12 protein-coding genes and 3 rRNA genes are annotated in these 26309 nt (G+C 65.7%); 9 read left to right on the top strand and 6 right to left on the bottom strand.

Translation table 11 applies throughout. The features are described from left to right. Positions 1-8 precede the first annotated feature (8 nt). Both K254_RS0117285 and K254_RS0117280 read right to left on the bottom strand, forming a co-directional pair. Positions 9-1319, bottom strand: coding sequence for an ABC transporter substrate-binding protein (locus K254_RS0117285; RefSeq protein ID WP_196810996.1), 1311 nt, complete (start codon positions 1317-1319; stop codon positions 9-11). Between the two features lie 115 nt (positions 1320-1434). Beyond that, positions 1435-2577 (bottom strand): substrate-binding domain-containing protein, encoded by a 1143-nt coding sequence (locus tag K254_RS0117280; RefSeq protein ID WP_026556421.1) that lies wholly within the window; start codon positions 2575-2577, stop codon positions 1435-1437. Between the two features lie 159 nt (positions 2578-2736). Between K254_RS0117280 and K254_RS23860 the strand changes: the two genes are divergently transcribed. From K254_RS23860 to K254_RS0117245, 7 genes are all read left to right on the top strand, one after another. After that, positions 2737-4713: a DUF2264 domain-containing protein gene (locus tag K254_RS23860; protein WP_231391895.1), complete on the top strand. Its 1977-nt coding sequence runs from the start codon at positions 2737-2739 to the stop codon at positions 4711-4713. Between the two features lie 166 nt (positions 4714-4879). Beyond that, the gene (locus K254_RS0117270; RefSeq protein WP_026556420.1) at positions 4880-8572 is read left to right on the top strand and encodes a TM0106 family RecB-like putative nuclease; all 3693 of its coding nucleotides are present in this window, start codon (positions 4880-4882) and stop codon (positions 8570-8572) included. Positions 8573-8663: 91 nt separating this feature from the next. Continuing rightward, a complete protein-coding gene (locus tag K254_RS26015) occupies positions 8664-10571 on the top strand; it encodes a hypothetical protein (RefSeq protein WP_196810995.1) in 1908 nt (635 codons plus the stop codon). Positions 10572-10728: 157 nt separating this feature from the next. Next, complete coding sequence (locus K254_RS0117260; RefSeq protein ID WP_026556418.1) at positions 10729-12198, top strand: DUF3375 domain-containing protein; 1470 nt, start codon at positions 10729-10731, stop codon at positions 12196-12198. Beyond that, positions 12188-13018, top strand: a complete 831-nt coding sequence (locus K254_RS23855) for a DUF4194 domain-containing protein (protein ID WP_081710213.1) — start codon at positions 12188-12190, stop codon at positions 13016-13018. The genes K254_RS0117260 and K254_RS23855 overlap by 11 nt, the downstream gene beginning before the upstream one ends. Continuing rightward, on the top strand, positions 13019-16321 hold the full coding sequence (locus tag K254_RS0117250; protein ID WP_026556417.1) for an ATP-binding protein: 3303 nt from the start codon (positions 13019-13021) through the stop codon (positions 16319-16321). Between the two features lie 215 nt (positions 16322-16536). Next, the gene (locus tag K254_RS0117245) at positions 16537-17208 is read left to right on the top strand and encodes a DNA alkylation repair protein (RefSeq protein ID WP_026556416.1); all 672 of its coding nucleotides are present in this window, start codon (positions 16537-16539) and stop codon (positions 17206-17208) included. Positions 17209-17417: 209 nt separating this feature from the next. Here the strand turns inward: K254_RS0117245 and rrf are convergent. The 4 genes from rrf to K254_RS0117225 all read right to left on the bottom strand — a co-directional run bounded on the left by rrf (position 17418) and on the right by K254_RS0117225 (position 24284). Beyond that, a 5S ribosomal RNA gene (gene rrf / locus K254_RS0117240) occupies positions 17418-17534 on the bottom strand. Between the two features lie 250 nt (positions 17535-17784). Further along, positions 17785-20915: ribosomal RNA gene (locus K254_RS0117235) — 23S ribosomal RNA — on the bottom strand. Positions 20916-21440: 525 nt separating this feature from the next. Next, a 16S ribosomal RNA gene (locus tag K254_RS0117230) occupies positions 21441-22967 on the bottom strand. The 16S, 23S and 5S rRNA genes sit together here, the layout of an rRNA operon. Positions 22968-23423: 456 nt before the next feature. Next, positions 23424-24284: a LysR substrate-binding domain-containing protein gene (locus K254_RS0117225; protein ID WP_026556415.1), complete on the bottom strand. Its 861-nt coding sequence runs from the start codon at positions 24282-24284 to the stop codon at positions 23424-23426. 77 nt (positions 24285-24361) lie between these two features. On the opposite strand from K254_RS0117225, the gene K254_RS23850 reads away from it, so the two are divergent. Next, positions 24362-25216 (top strand): alkaline phosphatase family protein, encoded by an 855-nt coding sequence (locus K254_RS23850; RefSeq protein ID WP_196810994.1) that lies wholly within the window; start codon positions 24362-24364, stop codon positions 25214-25216. A 4-nt stretch (positions 25217-25220) separates the two neighbouring features. After that, positions 25221-26075 carry an EamA family transporter gene (locus K254_RS0117215; protein WP_231391894.1) on the top strand — a complete coding sequence of 285 codons (855 nt, stop codon included), beginning with the start codon at positions 25221-25223 and terminating at the stop codon, positions 26073-26075. The last annotated feature ends 234 nt before the right edge of the window (positions 26076-26309 follow it).

Raw genomic sequence — 26309 nt, 5'->3', positions numbered from 1 at the left:
CAGGAGGGTTAGTCCGTTACCGACAGGCCGCGGGACTTGAGGGCATCGGTGGTCGACTTGTCGGCCTGCTTGATGGTGTCCTCGATGGTCTGGCCAGTGGTGATCTTGCCCAGACCGTCGTGCAGCGGCGTCAGGGTCGAGGCAATGTCCGGGCCCCAGTTCCAGCCGGGCAGAACGGCGTCGGAGGCCTTCTGGTAGACCGAGTAGATGTCCTGGCCACCGAAGTGCGAGGCGTCAAAGGCGTTCTTGGCGATGTCCGACAGGCCCGGGTAGGCCAACCAGGCGGAGCCGCTGTTGCCGCGGGCCTTGACGGCATCCTGGCTGGTGCTCATCCACTGGGTGAACACTGCTGCGGCTTCGGGGTTCTTGCTGTCCTTGGTGATGGCGAACGTGGATCCGCCCAGCATGGCGTTGGCCGGCTTGCCCCAGTTGGGGAGCTCAGCCACGGCCCACTTGCCTTCCTGGCCCTTGGTGCGGGAGATGATGCCGGTGGCGCTCCAGGAGGCACCGACAACGCCGACAACGTTGGACTGCTGCAGATCCTGGGACCACTCGTCGCTGAAGGCCTGCTCCACCTTGACGATCTTCTGATCCACCATGCGCTGCCAGAACTGCGCAACCTTCGCCGTGGCCGGGTCGTCCATGGTGACCTTCCAGCTGTCACCCTCGACGCCGAACCACTTGCCGCCACCCTGCCAGGCCAGGCCGGCCAGCACATTGGCGTCATTCGGGTAGAAGGAGGCCAGGTAGGCGTTGGGGTTCTTGGCCTTCAGCGCCTTGCCGGCGGCCTCAAACTCGTCCCAGGTGGCGGGGGCCTTGGCGACGCCGGCCTCGGCCAGCACATCGGTGCGGTAGTAGAAGGCCATCGGCGGGGCGTCGTATGGCATGGCCCAGGACTTGCCGCCGAGCTTGACCAGGTCCGTGATCTGGCCGGGGAACTTGCCCAGGACGTCCTCGCCCACGTAGTCAGAGATCGGCTTCAGGTTGCCTGCAGAGGCATAGCCGGAGAGGTACGGGTACTCGATGGTGGCGACGTCGGGGGCGTTGCCCGCCTGCAGCGCGGTGCTCAGCTTCGCGTAGCCGCCGGCCGTGCCGGACGGCACCACCGAGTAGGTGACCTTGATGTTCGGGTGTGTTTTATTGAACTCATCCACCACCGGCTGCATGTTGGTGACGGAGGACCAGAAGGCCACCTCGCCACTGGCATTCTCCAACGACGGCAGCGACGGCGCCGCCGAGGGCTTGGGGGTGTCTGCACCTGCCGCGCCGCAGCCGGTCAGCAGGAACGCTCCTGCGACGACGGCTGCACCGAGCTTCATTGCCCGCATCCTGAACATGTGACTCTCCTCATAAGAAAACGATGATGAGGTCCATCACAATGTTCAGGTCATGGCCGGGTCAAGCCAATCATGTCCGAACGCACATTTGCGAACATCAGGCGATGGCGTCCTCCGCAAGCCTTCCTGTCGATTCCCGGATCCGCAGCGTGGGCAAAAGACGCACGCGGCGCAGCGCGCGCACATGGCCCTTCGCCTCGTCCAGGATCCGCTCGCAGCATTGGCCCATGGCCGTGTAGCCCACCTCGTATTTCGGTGGCGATACGGCCGTCAACGGCACGGCGGCGAGCGCCGCCACCTCGTCGTCGTAGGCCACGATCGACAGCCCGCCGGGGGCGGCAATCCCCCGCTCGGCGGCCAGGGCCGCCAGTGCCGTGGCATCCTCATCGGTGTGCACCACCAGGGCCGTGGTGCCCGTCGCAACGCACTCGTCCAGCAGCCGCTCGTAGTGGGTGGTGTCCATGCCTTCGCCCGCCGTCGGGCGGGGCAGCTGGGCATGCAGGAACCCCGGATCCAGCTGCGTGCGCGCAGCGGCGCGCTCAAACGCCTGCTGCAGCCACGGCGTCGTCGGGCTGCCAACCCGGGCGGCCAGCCCCACCCGGCGGTGGCCCAGGGCTGCCAGGTGCTCGATGGCCATCTCCGTGCCCGCCACATGGTCGCTGCGGACCTCGTCCAGCGGAAGCGACGGCGCCACTTCACGCAGCGAGCGCTCCACCACGACGACGGGAATGCGGGCCTCGGCCAGCAGGTCCAGGGTGGGCGTGCCCTCCAACTGCGCCTCGCTGGGCGTGACCAGCAGACCATCCACGCCGCTGGCGATGAGCCGCTGGATCTGCCGCCCCTCCTCGACGCCGGAGTAGTTGGAGATGCCCAGCACCAGGCGCGCGTCGAAGCGGCGGGCCGCGTCCTGGGCGCCGCGGATGATCTCGGGGAAGTAGTACGACGCCGACGGCGCCACCATGCCGATGGTGAGCAGCGCGCCCCTTGGCCGCTGCGCCTGGCCGGCTCCCGCGAGCCCCGCCCCGGGCCGTGCACCCCGGAGGTCCGGCTCGGCGTCGGACACCAGGGCGATGGCCCCGCCATGCGTTCGTTTGAGCAGGCCGGCGGCCTCCAGGGCGGCAAGGTCGCGCCGGACAGTCATCGGCGCCACCCCGGCCCGGGCGGCGAATTCGGTCACCGTGACGGCGCCGTGCAGGCGGATTTCGCGCAGCAGCCGGTCGTGGCGTTTGTCAGCAATCACAGCAGTCAGCAATCATGTCGGCCCGTTCGATATTGTTCGTTTACTCAAATTTTGATTGCTCCGAACATAGTCTTGATGCATGGCCAAGGGCAACCGCTGCCCGCACCCGGCCCAGGTTTCACCGTCGATGCCAGCAATCTCCCGACAACAGAGGTCACAATGGATTTCCCCGCCCCGGACATGCAGTTGAGCCCCACCACCGGGTGGACCCGAGACCATTGGCTGCATTTTGCCGACGCCCAGTTGCTGTCGGTGCGGCCGTTCGCCACGGCGGACCTGTCGCTGATCCCGCTGCCGGGCCGTGCCTCAAGCTCGGGTGGACTGTCCGACGGTCTGGAGGGTTTCGCCCGCACCTTCCTGCTGGCCGCCTTCCGCGTGGCGGGCGAGGCCGGCGCTGATCCGCACGGGCATCTGGACCGCTACCGCGCCGGACTGCTGGCCGGAACCGCCGCGTACACCATGGCGACAGCTGGAACCGGGGGTGCCGCCGGCACCTGGCCGCCCATCCGCACCCGCACGCAGCCCATGGTGGAGGCCGCCTCCGTCGCCATCGGCCTGCACCTGACCCGCGAATGGCTGTGGGACACCCTGGCCCCCACCGAGCAGGACCAGGTGGCCGCATGGCTGTCCGGCTCCTCCACCAGCGAGGCCAACGGGAACAACTGGGTGCTGTTCCAGGTGGTGATTGCCGAGTTCCTGGCCGGCGTGGGCCGGGAGCACAATGCAGAGCAGATCGACTTCGGGCTGGCCCGGATGGAGGACTGGTACGTCGGCGGCGGCTGGTACCGCGACGGCGACGGCGACTACTTTGACTACTACTGCGGCTGGGCCATGCACCTCTACCCGCTGCTGTGGCTGCAGATGGTGGCCGGGCGCGATCCGGAACGCGCCGAGGCGCTGCGCTCCCGCTATGTGGGGCGGATCGAGGCCTTCCTGCCCGACCACCTGGGCTTCTTTGGCGGCACCGGCTCCCCGATCTACCAGGGCCGCTCGCTGATCTACCGCTACGCCGCCGTCGCTCCGCTGTTCATGGCTGAGCTGGCCGGCGCCGATTCGGGTCTGGCCCCCGGGGCACTGCGGCGCATCGCCAGCGGTGCCGCACAGTTCTTCGCCGACGGCGGCTCCTACCCCGCCCCGTCCGGCCTGCCCACGCTGGGTTGGCAGGGCGAATTCCTGCCGCTGGTCCAGAGCTACTCCGGCCCGGCGTCGCCGTTCTGGACCTCCAAGGCGTTCATCGGCCTGCTGCTGCCCGCCGACCACCCCGTCTGGACCGCCGTCGAGGAGCCCGCCCCGGTGGAGCTGGCCGACCGCACCCGGATTGCCCCGGGCCCCAACTTCCTGCTCGCCTCCACGGCGGCCGACGGCGTCGCCCGGCTGCTGAACCACGGCAGCGACAAGTACTACGGCCCCGGGGTGGAAAACGTGGAGTACAGCCGCCTGGCCTACTCCAGCCACACCGCACCGGTCTACGATCCCGCGGGCCCGTTGGACAACCACATTGCACTGCTCGACGGGGAGGGCGTGCCATCGGTGCGCATGCGCATCCACCGCCTGCCGGCCCCCGAGGGTTCCGTGGCCAGCTTCTACCGCCCCGTCTGGGGCCGCGGGGACGAGGCGGAGTCGCCGTGGACCATTGCCACGGCCACCACCAGTGCCGGCGGCTGGGAGCTGCGCCTGCACGTGGTCCAGGGCCCCGGCGTGCCGTCCGCGCACGACGGCGGGTCCGGCGCCGCCGGCGTCGTCAGGGAGGGCGGCTACGCGCTGGCCGGAGGTTCGCCCATCGCCGGGTCCGTTGGGGGCCCCGGCGCCGGTTTCGAGCCGGCGTCGTTTGTGCGCGCCGAGGCCTCCAGGCCAGGGCTGCACAGCAACATCTGGCCGCTGGCCGGCTGGACCGGGGCGGGCATCCGGTCCGCTGAAGGCCAGTCCCCGCTGGGGCTGCACAGCACCATTCCGTATCTGGAGGGTGGACACGCCGGCGGACGCACAGTCTTCGCCTCGCTGGTCCGCCTCGCCGGCACCGCGCCGTCGGCCGGTCCACAGGATGTTGTGGTGGACGACGACGGCGGGACGGCCACCTGCACCGTCACCCTCCCCGGCGGCCGGACGCTGACGACGACGTTGGCGCTGCCCGCGTAGCCCTCACCCCAACTAGGGCGCGGAAACTGCACAAAACCGGCAGATTCCGTGCAGTTTCTGCGCCCCAGTTGGGCACTGTGGATCCGGCGGGTCCGCGTTGTCAGCGGCACTTGCTAGATTCGAAGCAGTGCCGGGAGCCGCCCGGTGGCGCGGCTGAGGAGAGTCCATGTTCCTGCTTGAACCGTCCACCCCCGGACAGCCGGCGGATCTGGTCTTTTCCGCGAGCGATCTGGTGGCCGCCAGCGAATGCGAGTACCGCACTCTGCGCGTCCTGGACGAGAAGCTGGGCCTCGCAGCCAGGGCCGCCTTCCCCGCCGATGAGATGAACCGGCGGGCGGCCGAGCTGGGCGATGTACACGAGCGCAAACTGCTGGACTCCCTGCTGGTGGAACTGGGCCCATGGGACCCTGCCAACGCCACCGGTGTGCTGGAGGTGCCCCGTGCGTCGCCCACCCGCGCGGACTTCGAGGCCAAGCACACCGACACCATCACGGCCCTGCGGGACGGTGCCGGCGTCGTCTTCCAGGCCACCTTCTTCGCCCCCTCGGAGCCCGGATTCGCCTTTGTTGGCTTTGCCGACTTCCTGGTCCGCGCCGACGTCGAGGTGGCGGTGGCCCCAGAGGGAACCGCCGGAGCCCGGCCGGAGAACGCTGCCGCCTACGCCGTGTGGGACACCAAGCTGGCCCGGCATGCCAAGGTGGGTGCGCTGCTGCAGCTGGCGGCCTATGCGGACCAATTGCTGGCAGCCGGCATCGAACCAGCGCCGATGGCCACCCTGGTGCTCGGCGACATGGGCCGGCAGTCCTACACGCTGCGGGATCTGCTGCCCGTGTACCGCGAGCGCCGGGCGCGTTTCATCGCCCTGGCCGGCGGCCACCGCGCCGCCGCATCCCCCGTCGAATGGGGCACCGAGGGCTTCACCGCCTGCGGGCGGTGCGACTACTGCGCCGGCCAGATTGCCCGTACCCGCGATCTGCTGCTGGTGGCGGGCATGACGAGCGGAACGCGCCGCAAGCTGCGGGCCAGGAACATCCACACCATTGAGGATCTCGCAGCGTTGCCGGAGGCGGAGGCCGCCGGCCCCGTGGCGCGGCTGCGCAGCCAGGCCCGCATGCAGACGGGCGTGGAAGAGGCCGACGGCGGGCGCACCTACGCCAAGAACGGCCAGCAGCACACCGTCACGTACAAGGTGCTCCCCGGCGCCACCACCGCCACCCTGCCCACGCCCAGCGAGGGTGACATCTTCTTCGACTTCGAGGGCGATCCGCTGTGGCAGGACTCCGACGGCGGCTGGGGATTGGAGTACCTCTTCGGCGTCCTCGAAGCGCCCGCCGGGGAGAACCACCGGGAGGACGACGGCGGGAACGCCAGCGCAGATCCGGCGTTCCGGCCCTTCTGGGCGCACTCGCGCGACGGCGAGCGCCAGGCCTTCCTGGACTTCCTCGCCTATGTCCAGGAGCGGCGCGCGGAGCATCCGGACATGCACGTCTACCACTACGCCGCCTACGAGAAGTCGGCCCTGCGCAGCCTGTCCCAGCGCCATGTGGGCGGGGAGGACATTGTGGATGGCTGGCTCAAGGACGGCCTGCTGGTGGACCTCTACGACACCGTGCGCCACTCGCTGCGCATTTCCGAATCCAGCTACTCCATCAAGAAGCTCGAGCCCCTCTACATGAAGGACAATCTGCGCTCGGGCGATGTCACGGATGCCGGAGCCTCGGTGGTGGCCTACGCGCAGTACTGCCAGGCACAGGAGGCCGGACATGGCGCGGAGGCGGCCCGGATCCTCGCCTCCATCGCCGACTACAACCACTACGACTGCCTCTCCACCCTCCGCCTGCGCGACTGGCTGCTGGCGCTGCCCGTCCCCGGATTGACGGCGGCGGAGCAGGCGGCCCGTGCCGCCCGGCAGGACACGTTGGCCGGAACCGCTGACGACGCCGGGGTGCCCGCCTATGAGCCGAGCCCGGAGGAGGTGCGCCTGCACGAATACCTGGCCGCGCTGGCCGCGGACAAGCACCACACCTTCAGCGACGACGAGCGCGCCATCGCCATGATCGCGGCGGCCACCGGATACCACCGCCGGGAGAACAAGCAGTTCTGGTGGGGGCACTTCGACAGGCTGGGCACGTCCGTGGACGAGTGGACCGAGGGCCGCAACGTCTTTGTGGTGGACCAGGCCCAGGAGCTTGAGGGCTGGGCCAAGTCCGGTCCCCGGGCCCGGACCGAGGTGCGCACCCTGCGCTTGAAGGGCAGGATGTCCGACGGCTCCGATTTCAGGCCCGGCACCAGCTGGTTCCGCATGTTCAACCACCCCCTGCCGGAGGGCTTGGAACCGGCCGACGGCGGACAGCCGGGATCCATACCGCCCCGCGGCGGCCTTTTTAGCACAACCGTTCTAGATTCGGCTCCGGATCCGGCCAACCCCGAGTCCGTGGTGCTGGTGGTCCAGGAGAAGTCCTCGCTCAAGGTCCAGCCGTACGACCAGGCGCCCATGGCGCTCACCCCCGACCAGCCCATCAGGACCGTCAGCATCCAGGAATCGCTCAGCGAGCTGGCACGCACCGTCGGTTCGATGGTCCCCTCGCTGCCGAAGCACCCCGGCGTGGACATCCTGCGCCGCCGCCCGCCCCGGCTGGCCACGCTCGACGCGCTGCCCGCCGTCGTCGTCGGCGACCACGGCGCTGACAACATTGCCGCCATCACCGCGGCCGTGCGGGATCTGGACCACTCCTACCTCGCCGTGCAGGGCCCGCCGGGGACGGGCAAGACCCATGTGGGCTCGCACGTCATAGCCAATCTGGTGGCCGCAGGCTGGAAGGTGGGCGTGGTGGGCCAGGCCCACGCCGTCGTCGAAAACATGCTCACGGCCGCCGTGGAAAAGGCCGGCATCGATCCCGACCGAGTGGGCAAGAAGCCCAAGGGGACAGGCGAGGTCGCCTGGACCGTCACCGAAGACAGCAGGTTCGCGGCCCTGCTGGACGGGCCCGACGGCGCCCTGATCGGCGGCACCGCCTGGACTATGACGGGCACCAAGGTCCCCGAAGGCTCGCTGGACCTGCTGGTGATTGACGAGGCGGGGCAGTTCTCGCTGGCCAACACGCTGGCGGTGTCGCGGGCCGCCAAGCGGCTGCTCCTGCTGGGCGATCCCCAGCAGCTGCCCCAGGTCACGCAGGGCTCGCACCCGGAGCCCGTGGACGAGTCGGCACTGGGCTGGCTCTCGCCGGGCCACCACACGCTGCCCGCGGAGCTGGGCTACTTCCTGGCCGATTCATGGCGCATGCATCCCCGGCTCTGCTCCGCCGTCTCGGACCTGAGCTACGAGGGGCGGCTGAAATCCGCCCCGGCGGCGTCGCTGCGCCAGCTGGCCGGGGTCCCCGCGGGCGTGGAAACGGTGTTCGTGGAGCATTCCGGAAACACCATTTCATCTCCGGAGGAGGCCCGCGAGGTGGTGGCACAGGTGAGGCGGCACGTGGGGCTGGCCTGGACCGGTGGAGCGTCAGCGGACCCCCGCCCGCTTGGGCAGGAGGACATTCTGGTGGTGGCTGCCTACAACGCGCAGATCCACCGCGTGCGCGATGCGTTGGATGCCGCCGGCCTGCCCGGCGTCCGGGTCGGCACGGTGGACAAGTTCCAAGGCCAGGAGGCGCCGGTGGTGCTGGTGACCATGGCGTGTTCAGACATTGCCGAGACGCCCCGCGGCGCCGAATTCCTGCTCAACCGCAACCGGATCAACGTGGCCATCTCCCGCGGCCAGTGGCGGGCCGTCATCATCCGCTCCCGCCAGCTGACCAGCTACATGCCCACCCGCCCGGACGCCTTGACGGATCTGGGGGCATTTGTCGGTCTGTGTTCGTAATCCACGGCGCGCTGCCAGCAAGAGGCCGTAGTCTTTTCAGTCAACGGTCCGGTTGCAACGACGCATCTGGCTGGCGGGAGGGGAGCATCTGATGGGTTCGCGCAGGAACCGCAGCACCAAGCCTGCCCCCGCGGTGGCGGCGGAGCCCGCCACCGCGCCCGCCGAGCTGCTGCAGCCCTCCGGTTCCGCCCTGGCCGAGCTCCTGCTGGACCCCCAACGCACGGACGTCGTCGTCGTGGTTTCCCACGATGCCAAGTTCCCCGAATGCCGGCTGGATGCCGTCCAGCTCAGCCGCAAGCTCGATGGCATCGCCGTGCTGGCCCTGGTCCAGACCGGGCGCACCACGTACGACCTGGAGGACCTGCTCTCCAAGGAGGCGGGCATCTTTGGCAACGCGGTGCGGGCCTATCCGCCGGGCACTCGATGGCTGGAACATACGCGCGAGAGCCCCCTGCACCTGGTCCGCAGCGCCGCCGAGTGCGAGGATGCGGCCACCTGGGTGGTCCGCGATGCCGAGAAGATGGCGGCGGCGATCGTGCCCCAGCCGCGGACGGCGGCCCCGGCCCCACCGGCACCCATAGACACCACGGGGACGGTTGTCAGCCTGGCGACCAACGGCGCCCGGGCCGTTGTGGCCCTGCCCAGCGGCGCGAAGGCCACCATCCGCCAGGAGTTCCAGTTCCCCGGCATCGCCCTCGACTGGCTGCTGGCCCCCGGCCAGGACATCCGCGGCAGCTACGACGCCGCCCAGCACAGCTTCAAGGTCCCGGCGGCGGCTGCGCCCACCAGTGTCAGAGGCATCTACAGTGATGGCAGCGTGGCCCTGGCCCTGGTGGAATCGGTCCACGCGGACAAGGCCGAGGTGCTGCTCTACCCCGGCCAGCGCATCGGCATCCCTCTGGCCCGCATCTCGTCCAACGTTTTCGACACCGCGGACGATCTCCTCAGTGTGGGCGAGGTGGTGGCCGTCCGGGTCCGCTTTGAGGGCGGAAAACTGCTGCTGTCCATGCTGGACGTGGACGACGACGAGGACATTGTGCCCGCGCCGGCCCTGTTGCGGGGCGGCATTCCGTGGCTGGAACTCGGCCGGAACAAGTACGACGATGAAGCGGCCGTTGGCGGTCCGCTGGAGGTCCCCGCCGCCCCGGCGGAGGCCGGCTTCGCCGGCGACGGGACCACTGGCGCCCCGGAGCCCGGGGATTCTGCACTGCCCGGCGCCGCCCCGGCCGCCCCGGCAACTGCTGCGCCGGCAGCGGCGCCCGGAGCGCTGAAGCAGTCGCTGCTGCGGCAGGACGCGTTGAAGGCCGAGAACAATGCGCTCAAGGACGAGGTCCACCATCTGCGCCACCAGCTGGCCAACGGCAACGCCGGGCAGATCCAGCTGGAAAAGCTGGGCACCAAGCTGCAGCGCGAGCGTGAGGAGGCGCACCACCTGGCCGTGGAGGTGAATGAAGCCAACGCCCGGGCCAAGGACCTGGCGGAGCGGCTGCGTGCGGCCGACGTCAAGCTGCGCGAGCTCAAAACCAACTACCGCAACGCCGGCAAGGCCGCCAGCAGCGAGTCCAAGGGCTCCGACCGCGGCTGGTTCGCCACCAGCGAGGACTACGTCCGCTTCGAGGTGCTGCGGACGTGGGCCAAGATCATCCCCGCCGCGGAAAAGGCGGAGTTTCCGCTGCGTGCCTTCAGCGTGGGGCCGGCCTTCTGCGATTCCCTGCTGGCCGAGCCCAAGGACAAGCGCGTCAAGGCCCTGCGCGCCGTCGTCGACCTCCTGGCCGGCCGGTCGGAGGCCCTGAAGAAGCGCCAGGCCCACGAGCTGCGGACCGGGAAGACCGGCAGCGCCCCCGGCGTCACCCGCCCCGGCACCTCAGGCATCGACCACTGCTGGCGCCTGCACGTCGAAGAACGCGTCAGCGCCGCCCGCCGCCTGCACTATTGGAAATGCGCCGACGGCACCATCGAACTCAGCCGCGTCGTCGCCCACGAAGACATGGAACCCTAACTCCTCCTCCGCGAAAGCGCACTTGGGGACAGTGCGGGGGCCCAACACTGTCCCCAAGTGCGCTTTGGCCGGGGTTGGCGGGCGACCGGCGGAGGCGCCGGATGGCATAAAATGGGACACTACCCTCCCCGCAGCCTGGCCCGGCAGAAAGTACGTGATGCGCTCCACTGACAACGCCGTGGCCAATTGGCATGCCCAGAAGGAGCTCCGTCTGGGCCCGGCCTGGAAGCTGCTCTCCGCAGCACCGTGGACCGTGGCCTTCCTGCGGGCCGAGTTCACCCCGGCGAGGCCTCGCATTCCGCTGGAGGAATTCCACGGAGCGCTGGCCGCCTTCCTCAAGGAACTCCGCTACGAGCAGCTGAGCCTCAACGATGCCTGGCAGGCCTCCAACTACGCCGATTCCTGGGTCCGGAACCAGTTCCTGGCCCGCCCCATGGTGGACGGCCAGTTTGTCTATGAACCCACCGCCGCCAGCGCGCGCGTGCTGAACTTCGTGGACACCTTCACCGCGGAGCGCACCAACCTCAACAGCTCGCGGCTGACCACACTGCTGAGCAGCCTGGAAACGCTCTCCTACCAAACGGACCCGAACCCCGAGACCCGGATCGCCCAGCTGGAGGCGGAGATCGCGGACCGCCAATCGGAGGTGGAGGCGCTGAAGAACGGCCAAAGCCCCGCCGTGTTGTCCACGGACACCGCCGTCGCGGCGGCCCGCAGCGTTCTGGACCTTGCGTCCTCCCTGCCCTCGGATTTCAAGCGCATGCGCGACGGCGTGGAGCGCATGCTGCACACCATCCGGCAGGAAATCATGGAGTCCTCCATGGCCAAGGGCGTGGCCGTGGGACAGGTCCTCGAGGGCGACAAGGTGCTGCGCAACACCGCCGAGGGCGAGACCTTCCGCGGCTTCACCGAGTTCCTCAACGATCCGGCCCAGCAGGCGCGGTTCCGCCAGAGCGTCAATGAGGTGTTGGAGCGGGAGTTCATTGATGAGCTCTCCACCGAGGAGCGCACCACCCTGGCCACACTGGTGCGGGAGCTGCGCCGCCAGGCCTCGGAGGTCCATGCCATCTATGGCCGCCTCTCCGAAAGCCTGCACACCTACGTCCAAAGCGACGAGTTCCGCGATTCCATGCTGCTGCGCAAGGCCATCCGCGCCGCCGAGGTTGCCGTGGCCACCTCCGAGCACCTGCGCCCGCGCACCCCCGTGGTGGCGCCGCTGCTGTACGGGCCGGAGTTTGAGACGCTGGCGGGCCTGGGCATCTTCAACCCGGCGGACCACATTCCCCCGCCCAGGCTGGCCGCGCCACCGGCGCTGAGCGGTGCCGACATCCACCGCACGCCCAACACGCCGGCCCCCAACATGCCCGCCCTGCACGACGCCGTCGCCCGTGTCCGCGCCGCCTCGGCCAAGGGCCGCGCCACCGTGGGCGACGCGTTTGCCACGCTCCCGGCGGAGCTGCGGCACATCAATTCCATCCGCGGGCTGGTCCTGGCCGCCCGCGGCACCGATGCTGACGTTGACGACCAGCAGTTCCAGCAGGTGCAGTACACCCAGATCGACGGCTCCACCCGCACCGCCTACCTGCCGCTGATCACCTTCACGAAGGATTCCCGCCATGAGCACTAGCGTTGACCTCTCCGACGACGGCCTCACCCCGGCGGGTCCCACCGCCGCTTCGGGCACAGCCGATGCCTACCGCGGCGAGCGTGCCCTGTTCGACGGCGACACCGGCCAGTTCTCGCTGCAGATCCGCCAGGCCCTGGTGCGGCTGCTGCGCGGCCCCTATGTGGACGGCGCCGCCGATCCCAAGGTGTGGACGGCCATCGTGGACCACCGCCTGGCGATCCAGCGCTACCTGAGCGAGATCTTCCTGCTGCTGTCCATCGATGCCGAGCGCAAGATCGCGATGCTGACGCCGGCCGATGTCGATGCTCCGCACAGCGCCCCCATCACGCCCCGCAAGGCCCTGCGCCGCGAGGAGACGCTGCTGGCCCTGCGGCTGCGGCTGCTGCTGGACCGCCACGCCGGTTCCGGCACCGATGCCACCATCTCCCGCGCTGCCGCCCGGGAGATTCTGGGCGAGCACCGCCTGCCCGGCGCCGTGGATGACAAGCGGCTGGAGGAGCTCACCGATTCCTCCATCGCCCGCCTGCTGGCCCTGCGCCTGCTGCTGCCCACCGAACTGGCGCATGTCTACCGGGTCAGCAATGCCCTGGCCATGGCCCTGCCGTTCGATTCCGTGGAGCAGATCCCGGCCTACATCAAGGCACTGGATGAGAGCGCTGCCAATGACGACGCACTCGGGGAGAACGCCGAGGACGCCTTCGATCTGGAGCCGGGCGCCGACGAGGACGACGACGCCGACGGCGGGCCCGACGGGCCGGACGAAACAGGCGGGCCCACCCTGTTGGACGAATCAGCTGCATCAGAGAAGGAAGGCCGCTAGATGAGCATCGCCCAGACCCTGCCGTTCGGCGAGGCCGTCAACCCCGGCCAGTTCCGGCTCAGCGCCATCCAGGTCGTCAACTGGGGCACCTTCCACGGCCGCCACTCCATGTACGTGGACCGCGCCGGCACCCTGCTCACCGGCCACCCGGGCGTGGGAAAGTCCACGCTCTTCGACGGCATCCAGCACATCTTCTACGCCGCACCCCGGCTGAACGAGTCCGCCCACGAGGCCGCGGACCGCAAGGACCGCCGCACCACGTTCAGCTACATGCGCGGACGCAAGATCAAGACGGCGGCCGGCACCACGTTCCAGCGGCCCAGCGCCACCTGGTCCGCCATCGCCCTCGTCTTTGAGGACGGTCTGGGCCGGCACGTGACCATCGCGTCCCTGTTCGACCTGCCGGCCAACGGGCTGGAAGGCTCCGTGGGCAAGCACTATCTGATCCACGACAAACCCCTGGACACCGCGGCGCTGGAGAAGCACGGCAGCCGGCGCTTCTCGCCGTCGTCCCTGCACGCGGCGCTGCCCGGTTCCGAAGCCTTTGACGTGCACAAGACCTTCGCCGAGCGCTTCCGCCGCCGGCTGGGCATCGACAATGACAAGGCCTTCTCGCTGCTGCGCACCCTGCAGAACGGCAAGGGCCTGGACAAGGGCGTCAACAAGTTCTTCCGCTACGAGGTGCTGGACATTCCCTCCACCCTGGCTGCCGCCCGCGGCGCCGTGGAGGACTTCAGCCACCTGCGCGGCATCTACCGCCAGCTGGAGGAGGCCCGCGCCCAGCGCGATGCCCTGGCCCATGTGCCCGCCCAGCACCAGCAGTACAAGGAACTGCGCGCCCAGCTTGACCGCACAGTTGAGCTAAAAAATGTCCAGCTGCCCCTCGTCCGCCAGCAATTCCAGGCGGAACTGCTGGCTGCCCGCTCCACCACCCTGGCCGGAGCGCGTGAGGAGAAGTCCGCGCAGATCCGCACGGCGGCCGAGGCCAAGGACGCTGCCGAGGCCGCGGTCGCCCAGCTGGCCGAGCAGCACGCCAACCACGGCGGCCGGGCGATCGAGATCCTGGAAAAGGACATCCGCGCCGCCCGCCGCGAGCTCGAGGAGCGTCTTCGCGTGCAGTCGACGGTCCGTGACGACCTTGATGCCGCAGGACTGGAGTACGAGTGGAGCGAGCAGGGGCTGGCCAGTGCCCGCCTGGGCGCGGCAGCCGCCGTCGAGCACCAACGCGGCGAGGCCGAGGCCGCCCGCACCCTGGAATACGAGGCCGTGGCCGCCTCCATCAACACCAAGAACACCGAGAAGAAGCTGCGCGCGGACATTGCCTCCTATGCGCGGCGCGGCAACAACATCGACGGCGCCAGCGCGGCAGCCCGCCGCCAGCTCGCGGCCAGCACCGGGATCGACGTCGAGCACATGCCCTTCGCCGGTGAGCTGGTCGACATCGATGCGGACCATCTGCCGTGGCGCCCGGCCGCGGAGAAGGCGCTGCGGTCCCTGGCCACCACGCTGCTGATCCGCGGTTCGGACATCAAGGCCGTCACCAAGGCGATCAACGCCATGGACGGCCACGGCAAGCTGCGCTGGATCAACATCGGCGTGGCCCCGCGCCCGGCGGACGCCGGCGACGCCGATCTCGTGACCAAGCTCGAGTTCAAGAACTCCGACGCCGGCGACTGGCTGCGCGCCAAGATCACCCGCGACTTCGGTTTCCACTGTGTGGACAGCGACGCCGAGCTGCACGGCCACGACCGCGCGATCTCCCTCGCCGGCACCTTGAAGGTCAACAGCAACACCTTCGAGCGCGACACCCGCACCGTGAACCCCGGCGACTACCTGCTGGGTTTCAACAACGTGGACAAGATCGCCCTGCTGGAGGCGGAGGCGGACGGCATGGCCGCCGCCCACGCCCAGGCCACGGCCCTGGCCGATGCGCGCTCCAAGGCCAAGGAGCAGCTCGCCGGGCGGCTCGATGCCCTCCAGCGCGTGGCCCGCGACGGGCGCACCTTTGCCGAGCTCGACGGCGATGCCCTGGCCGCGGGCTTGGAGAAGCTCCAGACGGCGCTGCAGGCCACTGTGGATTCCAGCGCCACGCTGGGTGCCATCCGGGAATCCCTCGCCGCGGCGAAGGCGGAGCTGGAAACCGGCGTCGGCCGTCTGGCCGTGCTGAACCACGATCTCTCCGGGATCGACGGCGAGCTGGCCACGGCGCAGTCCTCGGCGGCCAGCACCGCCGCCCGCGTCCAGTCGCACCCGGCCGCCGAATGGGCTTTCCAGGAGTTGGCTCCCCAGCTGCCCGACGGCGGACCCGCCACCTTGGAGCAGCTGGACCCCGCCTTTGCCCAGTGCACCCTCGCCCTGGGCGAGCGGATGGCGGCACTGAAGGAACGGCTGCTGCGCACCGAGGTGGCCCTGACCGACACCTTCAAGGCCTTCGCCCGCGAGTTCGGCCCGCAGCACAGCGCGTCCTTCGGCACCGGCGTCGACGCCGCGGCGCACTACGAGGAGCTGTACCAGCAGATCATCTCCGAGGGGCTGCCGCAGCGCCAGGACGAGTTCCGCGAGTATTTCAACAACCGCTCCTATGAGCGTTTCTCGGACCTGCTGCAGCTGCTTGAAGAGGAGCGCCGCGCCATTGAGGAGCGCATCCTGCCGCTGAACCAGATCCTGGACGATGTCCCGTTTGAAAAGGGCAGCCGGCTCAAGCTCGAGGTGCGCACCACCATCCCCGAGGAGGCCCGGACCTTCCGCACGGAGCTGAAGGACGCACTGGGCAATGCCTATGTGAAGGCAACCGAGGAGAAGATGGCCGCCAGCTACATCGCGCTGGAACGCCTCGTCGACGCCCTCAACGACCCGGCCCAGCAGCATTGGGCCGACACCGTGCTGGACGTGCGCCAGCACGTGACCATCAGCTGCAATGAGCACAGGCCCAACGGCGAGACCGAGCTGGGGCTGGAGCCGGGCACGCTCTCCGGTGGCGAGGGGCAGCGCTTCACGTCCTTCATCATGGGCGCCGCGCTGGCCTACCAGCTCGGCATCGACAGCCAGGGCTACAGCACCTATGGCACCGTCATGATCGATGAGGCCTTCATCCAGGCGAACTCCGAGTACGCCGGCGCGGGCATCAATGCGCTCCAGGAATTCGGCTTCCAGCTGCTGCTGGCCGCACCGGAAGACAAGGTGGACCTGGCGCGGCACCTGGGATCCGTCACGGACATCATCAAGCATCCGCAGGCCGCCGTGTCCGGCTTCGTCTCCACCGGACGCTCCCCCGTCACGGCAACCGACATCATCCTGCGCTGATGTGGGTGCGCGGCCCAGCGCCGCGCACCCACATCGCTTCCGGACTCTGCCCAACGTCCCGAGAAGCAGCTCTCCCATGCCTGCCAGCGCTTCCGGCCGCTGTGCCAGGCATGCCCAACCCACGACGTCGTCCGTTCCGGTGCGTCGAGGGCTTCGGCGGGCCGGGTGTTCCTTCCTAGTACGCTGAATCCCAAGGCGAAGGACAGGAGGCCCAGATGGCCGAGACAACGGTGGCAGAGGTAATGGCCGAACTGGCCGGGCTTGAGGACCCGAAGGTACGAGCCGTGAATGAAAAGCACGGTGACGACCACGGTGTGAACCTCGGCAAATTGCGCGCCGTCGCCAAGCGGTTGAAGACGCAGCAGGACCTCTCACGAAAACTCTGGGAGACCGGCGACACCGCAGCACGGCTGCTGTCCCTGCTGATATGCCGTCCGAAGGCGTTCGGGAATGATGAGCTGGACGGCATGCTGCGCGAAGCGCGTGTGCCCAAGGTTCAAGACTGGCTCGTCAACTACGTCGTCAAGAAGAATCCGCACGTTGAGGACCTGCGTGCAGCGTGGTTCAGCGATCAGGATCCGGTGGTCGCAAGCGCCGGTTGGGCGCTGACGTCCGAGCGAGTGGTGAAGAACCCCGAAGGCGTCGATCTTGAGGGGCTGCTCGACATCATCGAGGACCAGATGCGCAAGGCGCCGGAGCGCCTGCAGTGGGCCATGAACCACACCCTGGCCCAGATCGGCATTGAAAACCCTGGGCAGCGGGCACGGGCCGTGGACATCGGTGAGCGCCTTGAAGTGCTCAAGGACTATCCGACTCCCCCGAACTGCACGTCGCCGTTCGCGCCGGCCTGGATCGCCGAGATGGTGCGCAGGCAGCAGGCCGGCTAGAAGGACCGCACACGCCCTATCGGCCGGCTGGGGAGGGATCCACCAGGTGTGGTTTCCCACAGCCGCCCTGGTTGCCCACCCCGGGCCCTGGTTGAACGTTGTTAAATGACGAAGGGCCGCACCCCCGGTGGGGGTGCGGCCCTTCGCAGGTGCCGTGTCAACAGCGGAAGGGCCCCGCACCAGTGGTGCGGGGCCCCCCTTTAATGGTTGTCCGGCGGTGTCCTACTCTCCCACACCCTCACGAGTGCAGTACCATCGGCGCTGTGGGCCTTAGCTTCCGGGTTCGGAATGGGACCGGGCGTTTCCCCCACGCTATGACCGCCGTAACTCTACCTCCACACACCAGGACGGACCCGGCGGGGAAAACTAGGGAAACGATGACGTTTCATTCAATTATCCCACACCCCGACCCGGGACCCGAACAGGATCCCACGATCAACGTGTGGCGTTCGTCCCCTGCCAACAACGACAAGTTGTTGGTCGGGAACCACATAGTGGACGCAAGCATGCAGTGACCTTCCCACCCCTTCAAATATGGTGGACCCCTTTTGAAGAACGGGTCCACCCAGGGAGGGTGTGGTGTAAGTTATCGGCTTATTAGTACCGGTCAGCTTCACGAGTCGTTAGTCCTCGCTTCCACATCCGGCCTATCAACCCAGTGGTCTGGCTGGGAGCCTCTCGGACACAAGGTCCATGGAAATCTCATCTCGAAGCGAGCTTCCCGCTTAGATGCTTTCAGCGGTTATCCCATCCGAACGTAGCTAATCAGCGGTGCACTTGGCAGTACAACTGACACACCAGAGGTTCGTCCGTCCCGGTCCTCTCGTACTAAGGACAGCCCTTCTCAAATTTCCTGCGCGCGCAGCGGATAGGGACCGAACTGTCTCACGACGTTCTAAACCCAGCTCGCGTACCGCTTTAATGGGCGAACAGCCCAACCCTTGGGACCTACTCCAGCCCCAGGATGCGACGAGCCGACATCGAGGTGCCAAACCATGCCGTCGATATGGACTCTTGGGCAAGATCAGCCTGTTATCCCCGAGGTACCTTTTATCCGTTGAGCGACGGCCATTCCACAATGTGCCGCCGGATCACTAGTCCCGACTTTCGTCCCTGCTCGAGATGTCTCTCTCACAGTCAAGCTCCCTTGTGCACTTACACTCGACACCTGATTGCCAACCAGGCTGAGGGAACCTTTGGGCGCCTCCGTTACTCTTTAGGAGGCAACCGCCCCAGTTAAACTACCCATCAGGCACTGTCCCTGACCCGGATTACGGGCCGAAGTTAGATGTCCAAAGTGACCAGAGTGGTATTTCAACGATGACTCCACCACAACTAGCGTTGCAGCTTCACAGTCTCCCACCTATCCTACACAAGCCACTCCGAACACCAATACCAAACTATAGTAAAGGTCTCGGGGTCTTTCCGTCCTGCTGCGCGTAACGAGCATCTTTACTCGTACTGCAATTTCGCCGAGTTTATGGTTGAGACAGCGGGGAAGTCGTTACTCCATTCGTGCAGGTCGGAACTTACCCGACAAGGAATTTCGCTACCTTAGGATGGTTATAGTTACCACCGCCGTTTACTGGGGCTTAAATTCTCAGCTTCGCCTTGCGGCTAACCGGTCCTCTTAACCTTCCAGCACCGGGCAGGAGTCAGTCCGTATACATCGTCTTGCGACTTCGCACGGACCTGTGTTTTTAGTAAACAGTCGCTTCCCCCTGGTCTCTGCGGCCCTGAACCGCTCCGGAACGAAAAGTTCCATCACGGGTGGGGCCCCCCTTCTCCCGAAGTTACGGGGGCATTTTGCCGAGTTCCTTAACCATAATTCTCTCGATCGCCTTAGTATTCTCTACCTGATCACCTGTGTCGGTTTGGGGTACGGGCGGCTAAAACCTCGCGCCGATGCTTTTCTAGGCAGCATAGGATCACCGAATCCCCCCTTTACGGGAGTCCCATCAGATCTCAGGCATTTAAGGGCCGCGGATTTGCCTACGGCCCGCCCTACATCCTTAGACCGGGACAACCATCGCCCGGCTCGGCTACCTTCCTGCGTCACACCTGTTAATACGCTTACCTCCCAGGATCAGGTCCCGCGCTCCACCAAAACCCTTCCACCACAAGGGCGGTCGGGCAGGTCTCGGGCGGTTAGTGTCCCCTGCTTGGTATTGGCGGTTTTTCGCCGGTACGGGAATATCAACCCGTTGTCCATCGACTACGCCTGTCGGCCTCGCCTTAGGTCCCGACTTACCCAGGGCAGATTAGCTTGACCCTGGAACCCTTGATCATTCGGCGGACGGGTTTCTCACCCGTCTTTCGCTACTCATGCCTGCATTCTCACTCGTGTGGGCTCCACCGCTGGTTTACACCGCGACTTCACTGCCCACACGACGCTCCCCTACCACTCCGTACGACTGAACCACGAAGGCTTGTCTACTATACGAAATCCACAACTTCGGCGGTGTACTTGAGCCCCGCTACATTGTCGGCGCGGAATCACTTGACCAGTGAGCTATTACGCACTCTTTTAAGGGTGGCTGCTTCTAAGCCAACCTCCTGGTTGTCTTCGCAATCCCACATCCTTTCCCACTTAGCACACGCTTAGGGGCCTTAGTTGGTGGTCTGGGCTGTTTCCCTCTCGACTATGAAGCTTATCCCCCACAGTCTCACTGCTGCGCTCTCACTTGCCGGCATTCGGAGTTTGGCTGACGTCAGTAACCTTGTAGGGCCCATCGGCCATCCAGTAGCTCTACCTCCGGCAAGAAACACGCAACGCTGCACCTAAATGCATTTCGGGGAGAACCAGCTATCACGAAGTTTGATTGGCCTTTCACCCCTACCCACAGCTCATCCCCTCCATTTTCAACTGAAGTGGGTTCGGTCCTCCACGACGTCTTACCGTCGCTTCAACCTGGCCATGGGTAGATCACTTCGCTTCGGGTCTAGATCACGCCACTCACTCGCCCTATTCAGACTCGCTTTCGCTACGGCTTCCCCACACGGGTTAACCTCGCGACGTAACACTAACTCGCAGGCTCATTCTTCAAAAGGCACGCCATCACAGGAACCAAGCCTGCTCTGACGGTTTGTAAGCACACGGTTTCAGGTACTATTTCACTCCCCTCCCGGGGTACTTTTCACCTTTCCCTCACGGTACTTGTCCGCTATCGGTCATTAGGTAGTATTTAGGCTTATCAGGTGGTCCTGACAGATTCGCACGGGATTTCTCGGGCCCCGTGCTACTTGGGATACTCTCCAGGCGGTGTAACAAGCATTTCGGTTACGGGACTTGCACCCTCTCCGGTCGGCCTTTCAAGACCGTTCACCTATGCCTACACTCTCACCTCACCAGTCCGGCAGAACTGGAATGGAAAGTCCCACAACCCCGACCATGCAACGCCCGCCGGCTATCACACATGGACCGGTTTAGCCTCGTCCGCGTTCGCTCGCCACTACTGACGGAATCACTATTGTTTTCTCTTCCTGTGGGTACTGAGATGTTTCACTTCCCCACGTTCCCTCCACATGCCCTATGTGTTCAGGCATGGGTCACCACGTCACCTTGCAGCGCGTGGCGGGGTTTCCCCATTCGGACATCCTCGGATCACCGTTCGGTTATCAACTCCCCGAGGCTTATCGCAGATTCCTACGTCCTTCTTCGGCTCCTAATGCCAAGGCATCCACCGTGTGCTCTTAAAAACTTGACCACTAAAGATCACAGAATTCAAAATAATTATTCGAGAGAACCATGAAAACAAGCACACACACGTGTGTGCCAGATCCAGGTTCATCAACTCATAAGAAATTGCTTCCTTTATAAGATGCTCGCGTCCACTATGTAGTTCTCAACCAACAACCCCGTCACACACCACCACCCGGAACCGGCACACCCCTGAAGGTGTGCGGTGCGACCCGGGAAGGGGTCGTGCGCAGGAAACCAAGCCAACAACCAACCAGCCGTGCCTTTCAGCGCGGCGGGTTCCTGTTGCCTCAGGACCCAACAGTGTGCCAAACGATTCCCATCAGGGAGCCACCGGTCGATGTCTCTTCCAGAACCCTGCGCAAGCGCAGCATTCGTACTGGGACGACCGGTGCCACCCACCAGGGGTCTGCTTCATTGATATTCCACCCTTGAGCACCCACCGAGAAACTTGCGTTCTCGCAATGGGCTTTGCTTCCTCACACCACCACCACCAACATGCGTCGGGGCGTGGGTGCTTGGTGCTCCTTAGAAAGGAGGTGATCCAGCCGCACCTTCCGGTACGGCTACCTTGTTACGACTTAGTCCCAATCGCCAGTCCCACCTTCGACAGCTCCCTCCCACAAGGGGTTAGGCCACCGGCTTCGGGTGTTACCAACTTTCGTGACTTGACGGGCGGTGTGTACAAGGCCCGGGAACGTATTCACCGCAGCGTTGCTGATCTGCGATTACTAGCGACTCCGACTTCATGGGGTCGAGTTGCAGACCCCAATCCGAACTGAGACCGGCTTTTTGGGATTAGCTCCACCTCACAGTATCGCAACCCTTTGTACCGGCCATTGTAGCATGCGTGAAGCCCAAGACATAAGGGGCATGATGATTTGACGTCGTCCCCACCTTCCTCCGAGTTGACCCCGGCAGTCTCCCATGAGTCCCCGGCATAACCCGCTGGCAACATGGAACGAGGGTTGCGCTCGTTGCGGGACTTAACCCAACATCTCACGACACGAGCTGACGACAACCATGCACCACCTGTAAACCGACCACAAGTGGGGCGCCTGTTTCCAGGCGTTTCCGGTTCATGTCAAGCCTTGGTAAGGTTCTTCGCGTTGCATCGAATTAATCCGCATGCTCCGCCGCTTGTGCGGGCCCCCGTCAATTCCTTTGAGTTTTAGCCTTGCGGCCGTACTCCCCAGGCGGGGCACTTAATGCGTTAGCTACGGCGCGGAAAACGTGGAATGTCCCCCACACCTAGTGCCCAACGTTTACGGCATGGACTACCAGGGTATCTAATCCTGTTCGCTCCCCATGCTTTCGCTCCTCAGCGTCAGTTAATGCCCAGAGACCTGCCTTCGCCATCGGTGTTCCTCCTGATATCTGCGCATTTCACCGCTACACCAGGAATTCCAGTCTCCCCTACATCACTCTAGTCTGCCCGTACCCACCGCAGATCCGGGGTTGAGCCCCGGACTTTCACGGCAGACGCGACAAACCGCCTACGAGCTCTTTACGCCCAATAATTCCGGATAACGCTTGCGCCCTACGTATTACCGCGGCTGCTGGCACGTAGTTAGCCGGCGCTTCTTCTGCAGGTACCGTCACTTTCGCTTCTTCCCTACTGAAAGAGGTTTACAACCCGAAGGCCGTCATCCCTCACGCGGCGTCGCTGCATCAGGCTTTCGCCCATTGTGCAATATTCCCCACTGCTGCCTCCCGTAGGAGTCTGGGCCGTGTCTCAGTCCCAGTGTGGCCGGTCACCCTCTCAGGCCGGCTACCCGTCGTCGCCTTGGTGAGCCATTACCTCACCAACAAGCTGATAGGCCGCGAGTCCATCCAAAACCGCACAAGGCTTTCCACCCCCACACCATGCGGTGGAGGGTAAATATCCGGTATTAGACCCGGTTTCCCAGGCTTATCCCAGAGTTAAGGGCAGGTTACTCACGTGTTACTCACCCGTTCGCCACTAATCACCCCAGCAAGCTGGGGGTCATCGTTCGACTTGCATGTGTTAAGCACGCCGCCAGCGTTCATCCTGAGCCAGGATCAAACTCTCCATAAATGTTTATTACAGACACACCCCCACCGCCCGGAAAAGGAGCAGGTGGTGGTGCACTAAATTTGAAACCAGCTAAACGGACCGCCGCCACCACGGGGGTGGGGCCAACGGTCCAGATAACCAATTAATAAATGATTGGTATCAATAAAACTTGGCACACTATTGAGTTCTCAAACAACAGGAGCTTCCGGCCAACACGCACATCCTGGAAACCATCACGGTTTCCGCGGCGATCAGTGCCGGAGCAACTTTTCAAGCTTACCCGCCCTGCCGTCCGAAAGCAAATCAACCAAATTCTTTTTGATTGAAAAGTCCGGGCGCGGTGAACCACCGGATGTTCCACCGGCTGTTCACAAGGGGGGGTTTTCGTTTCCCCGGCGTCCGGGGCAACTCGAAATACTTTACACACCTTTGCGGGAACACGCAAATCGAGAAACAGACAAGGGCCCTATTCCTCCACTAGGCGGGCCGCAGGCACTCCACAACTCCAGCAACCACGGGTGCTCCGGCCCTGTCGGTGCGGTGGATCAGGAACTCGTCCACGCGCATTGGCGCACCCTCCACATCCAGAACCACCAGTCGCGGGTGGTCCGTGAACTCATCCTCGGCAATCACTCCAACGCCCAGCCCGGCCAAGACTGCCGCCTGCAGGGACTCGCGGCTGTCGACGTCGACGAAGCCCGCTGGCTCCACATCCTCCCGGGACAGGGCATCCGTCAACGCTCGGCGGGTCACAGACCCCACCTCACGGATCACCAACACCTCACGGGCCAGCCTCGCCAAGGGGACCGATTTGGACCCCGCCAGATAGCTGTCGTCGCGGACAAAGACCACCAGATCCTGGGCGGCAAGCCAGTAGGACTTCAGCGCAGGGTCCACGGTGCCGTCGGAGACGACTCCCACATCGACGAGCCCTGCGAGAACGTCGGCCCTGACCGACCGTGAATTGCCAGTGGTCAGCCTGATGTCCACCGCCGGAAACCGCTCGGTGAATCGTTCAAGGATGCCCATGGCATTGATGGGTGCATCGGCGCCGAGCCGCAGCACGGTGTGCGCGGACGTGCTGTGGTTCTTCAAGAGCAGGGCGGCTGCGTTCCAGGACTCCAGCAGCGTGTCCACCAGCGGCAGCAGTGCGTCGCCCAGCTCCGTTGTGCTCGTACCCCGCGCCGTTCTCTGCAAGAGCTGCACGCCGAACTCCTGCTCCAATGCGCCAACATGGGCGGACACCGTGGGTTGGCTGAGACCGAGGAAAGCGGCTGCGCCAGTGAAGCTGCGCTCGGTGGCAACAGCACGGAAAGCCTTCAGCTGGTGGAGGTTCATAGACAGAATCTATAGGACGGGCAGAGGCCGTCAATACGGCGGATCCTCGAGGTACCACTTCGCGTATGGTCTGCTGCATGACTATGCGTGCAGGGGCACCCGCGCCCCATCTATTGGTGGTTGGCATTGATGGCGTTAGGTACGACACGCTGCTGGCAGCGCAGACACCCCATCTGGATCTGCTGGCTGCCGACGGCGTGCTCCTTCCCGTCGAGGTGCATGCAAGGAATTCCACTATGTCCGGCCCCGTCTGGGCCACGGTCGCCACGGGTGTCTACTCCGACCGCCACGGGGTGCTGGGCAACGACGTCCACCCGGCCGAGCTGCGGGAATACCCGGACTTTCTCGAGCGCCTGCGTGCGGAGCTCGATGATGCAACGACAATGGTAGCCGCGAGCTGGTTCCCCATTGCCGGAGACCACCACTGCGGGCCCCTGTTCTCCTCGCGCGGGTGGCTGCCCGACGTCGACCCTGAAACCCAGCCCGATGTCGCTGCAGCATCGGATGCCGCCGATGACGACGTGGCGGCCTACGCCTGCGCGCGGCTTGGCCAGGAGGACGTGGTGGCGTCGTTCGTCTACTTCGGTGAGCCCGACGAGTTCGCGCACCACAAGGGGACGGGGGCGGGCTACACGGCATCCATTGAACGGTGCGATGCCCGGGTTGGGCGCCTCCTCGAGGCGATCAGCGCCCGCGCGAACAGCGGCGGCGAAGCCTGGACCGTCGTCGTTGTCACCGACCACGGCCATGTGGACAACGGCGGACACGGCGGCGACAGCACGCACGAGCGCACGGCCTGGATGGCAGCCGCAGGTCCAGGGATCGGGCCGCACATCGGCCGGCTGTGCCATGCGGACATCGCAGTCCAGGCCGGGAAGGTGTTTGGCCTGGACTTTGAGGGGCTCGACGGCGTCCCCTTCGGGCACCGCTAAACCCGTGGCTGCCTCAGTGGCGGTGATGGTCCTTGTGGCGGCGCTCCTGCACAGCATCTGGAATGCCGTGGCCAAGGCCATTCCTGATCGACTTGCTGCGTCAAGTCTGATCTCCCTGGCACATTTGGCCGCTGGAAGTGTGGGCATTCTCATCTTTCCGATGCCTGCCGTGGAATCCTGGCCCTACCTTGCAGCCTCCACGGCCATCCAAAGTGCCTACCTGTTGATCCTGACGGCCTCCTACAAACATGGCGACTTCTCCCAGGTCTATCCCTTGGCCCGTGGATCGGCCGTAGTCCTCATTGCCGGCGGAGCGGGAGTCTTCCTGGGTGAAACGCTCACGCCCTTGCAGTCGTTGGCGACCCTGGCGGTAGCCGGCGCGCTGATTGCGCTGGCATTTGTTGGTTCGCCATCGGGCAAAGTCTCAGGAAGCCGCCGTGGTGCGGCTTTTGCACTGCTGACCGGTGCCGCCATAGCCGGCTATTCCCTTGTGGACGGCACCGGTGCCCGCGAATCCGGCAGTCCATTGGGTTATGCCATGTGGCTCTTCGCCCTTCAGGGCGTAGTGGTGCTGGGCATATGCTGGCTCCGGGCCCCGGACCGATCTGCTTTGCTGGGATCAGTTCGCACCTGGTGGCGCATCGGCATGTTCGGCGGTGTGCTGTCCCTCATTTCCTACGCCATTGTGGTGTGGGCACAGACCCTGGCGCCCTTGGCCTTGGTCTCGGCCCTGCGCGAATCCAGCGTTCTCTTGGCCGGCGTCATCGGTTTCCTGTTCTTCAAGGAACGCTTCAGCAAGAGGCGGGCCGTGCTCACCGCCATTGCAGTTGCCGGCATCGCCACGCTTCAGCTCGGGTAGCTGCAACTCCCGGTCGGCTGCATCTGCCTTGCAAGGAGGACCCTTAACCCAGAATCGCGCCTGTTGATCATTTCGCCGCCGGAGACGGACGCGAGAATGATCAACAGGCGCGATTTTTGCAGCCGTGGTCCCGGTGTGCGGTGGCGGACCCGGCGTCCGTTGGCGGCAGGGGCGTGTCCAGGTCCGGTGCGGCTGCGTGGAGCTGGTGGCCGTGGCCGGCCCGCCCGGGTGCCG

Source organism: Arthrobacter sp. 35W, assembly GCF_000482545.1.
GTDB lineage: Bacteria > Actinomycetota > Actinomycetes > Actinomycetales > Micrococcaceae > Specibacter.
The sequence above is the reverse complement of the archived record's forward strand: the minus strand, read 5'-3'. Positions and strand labels throughout refer to the sequence as shown.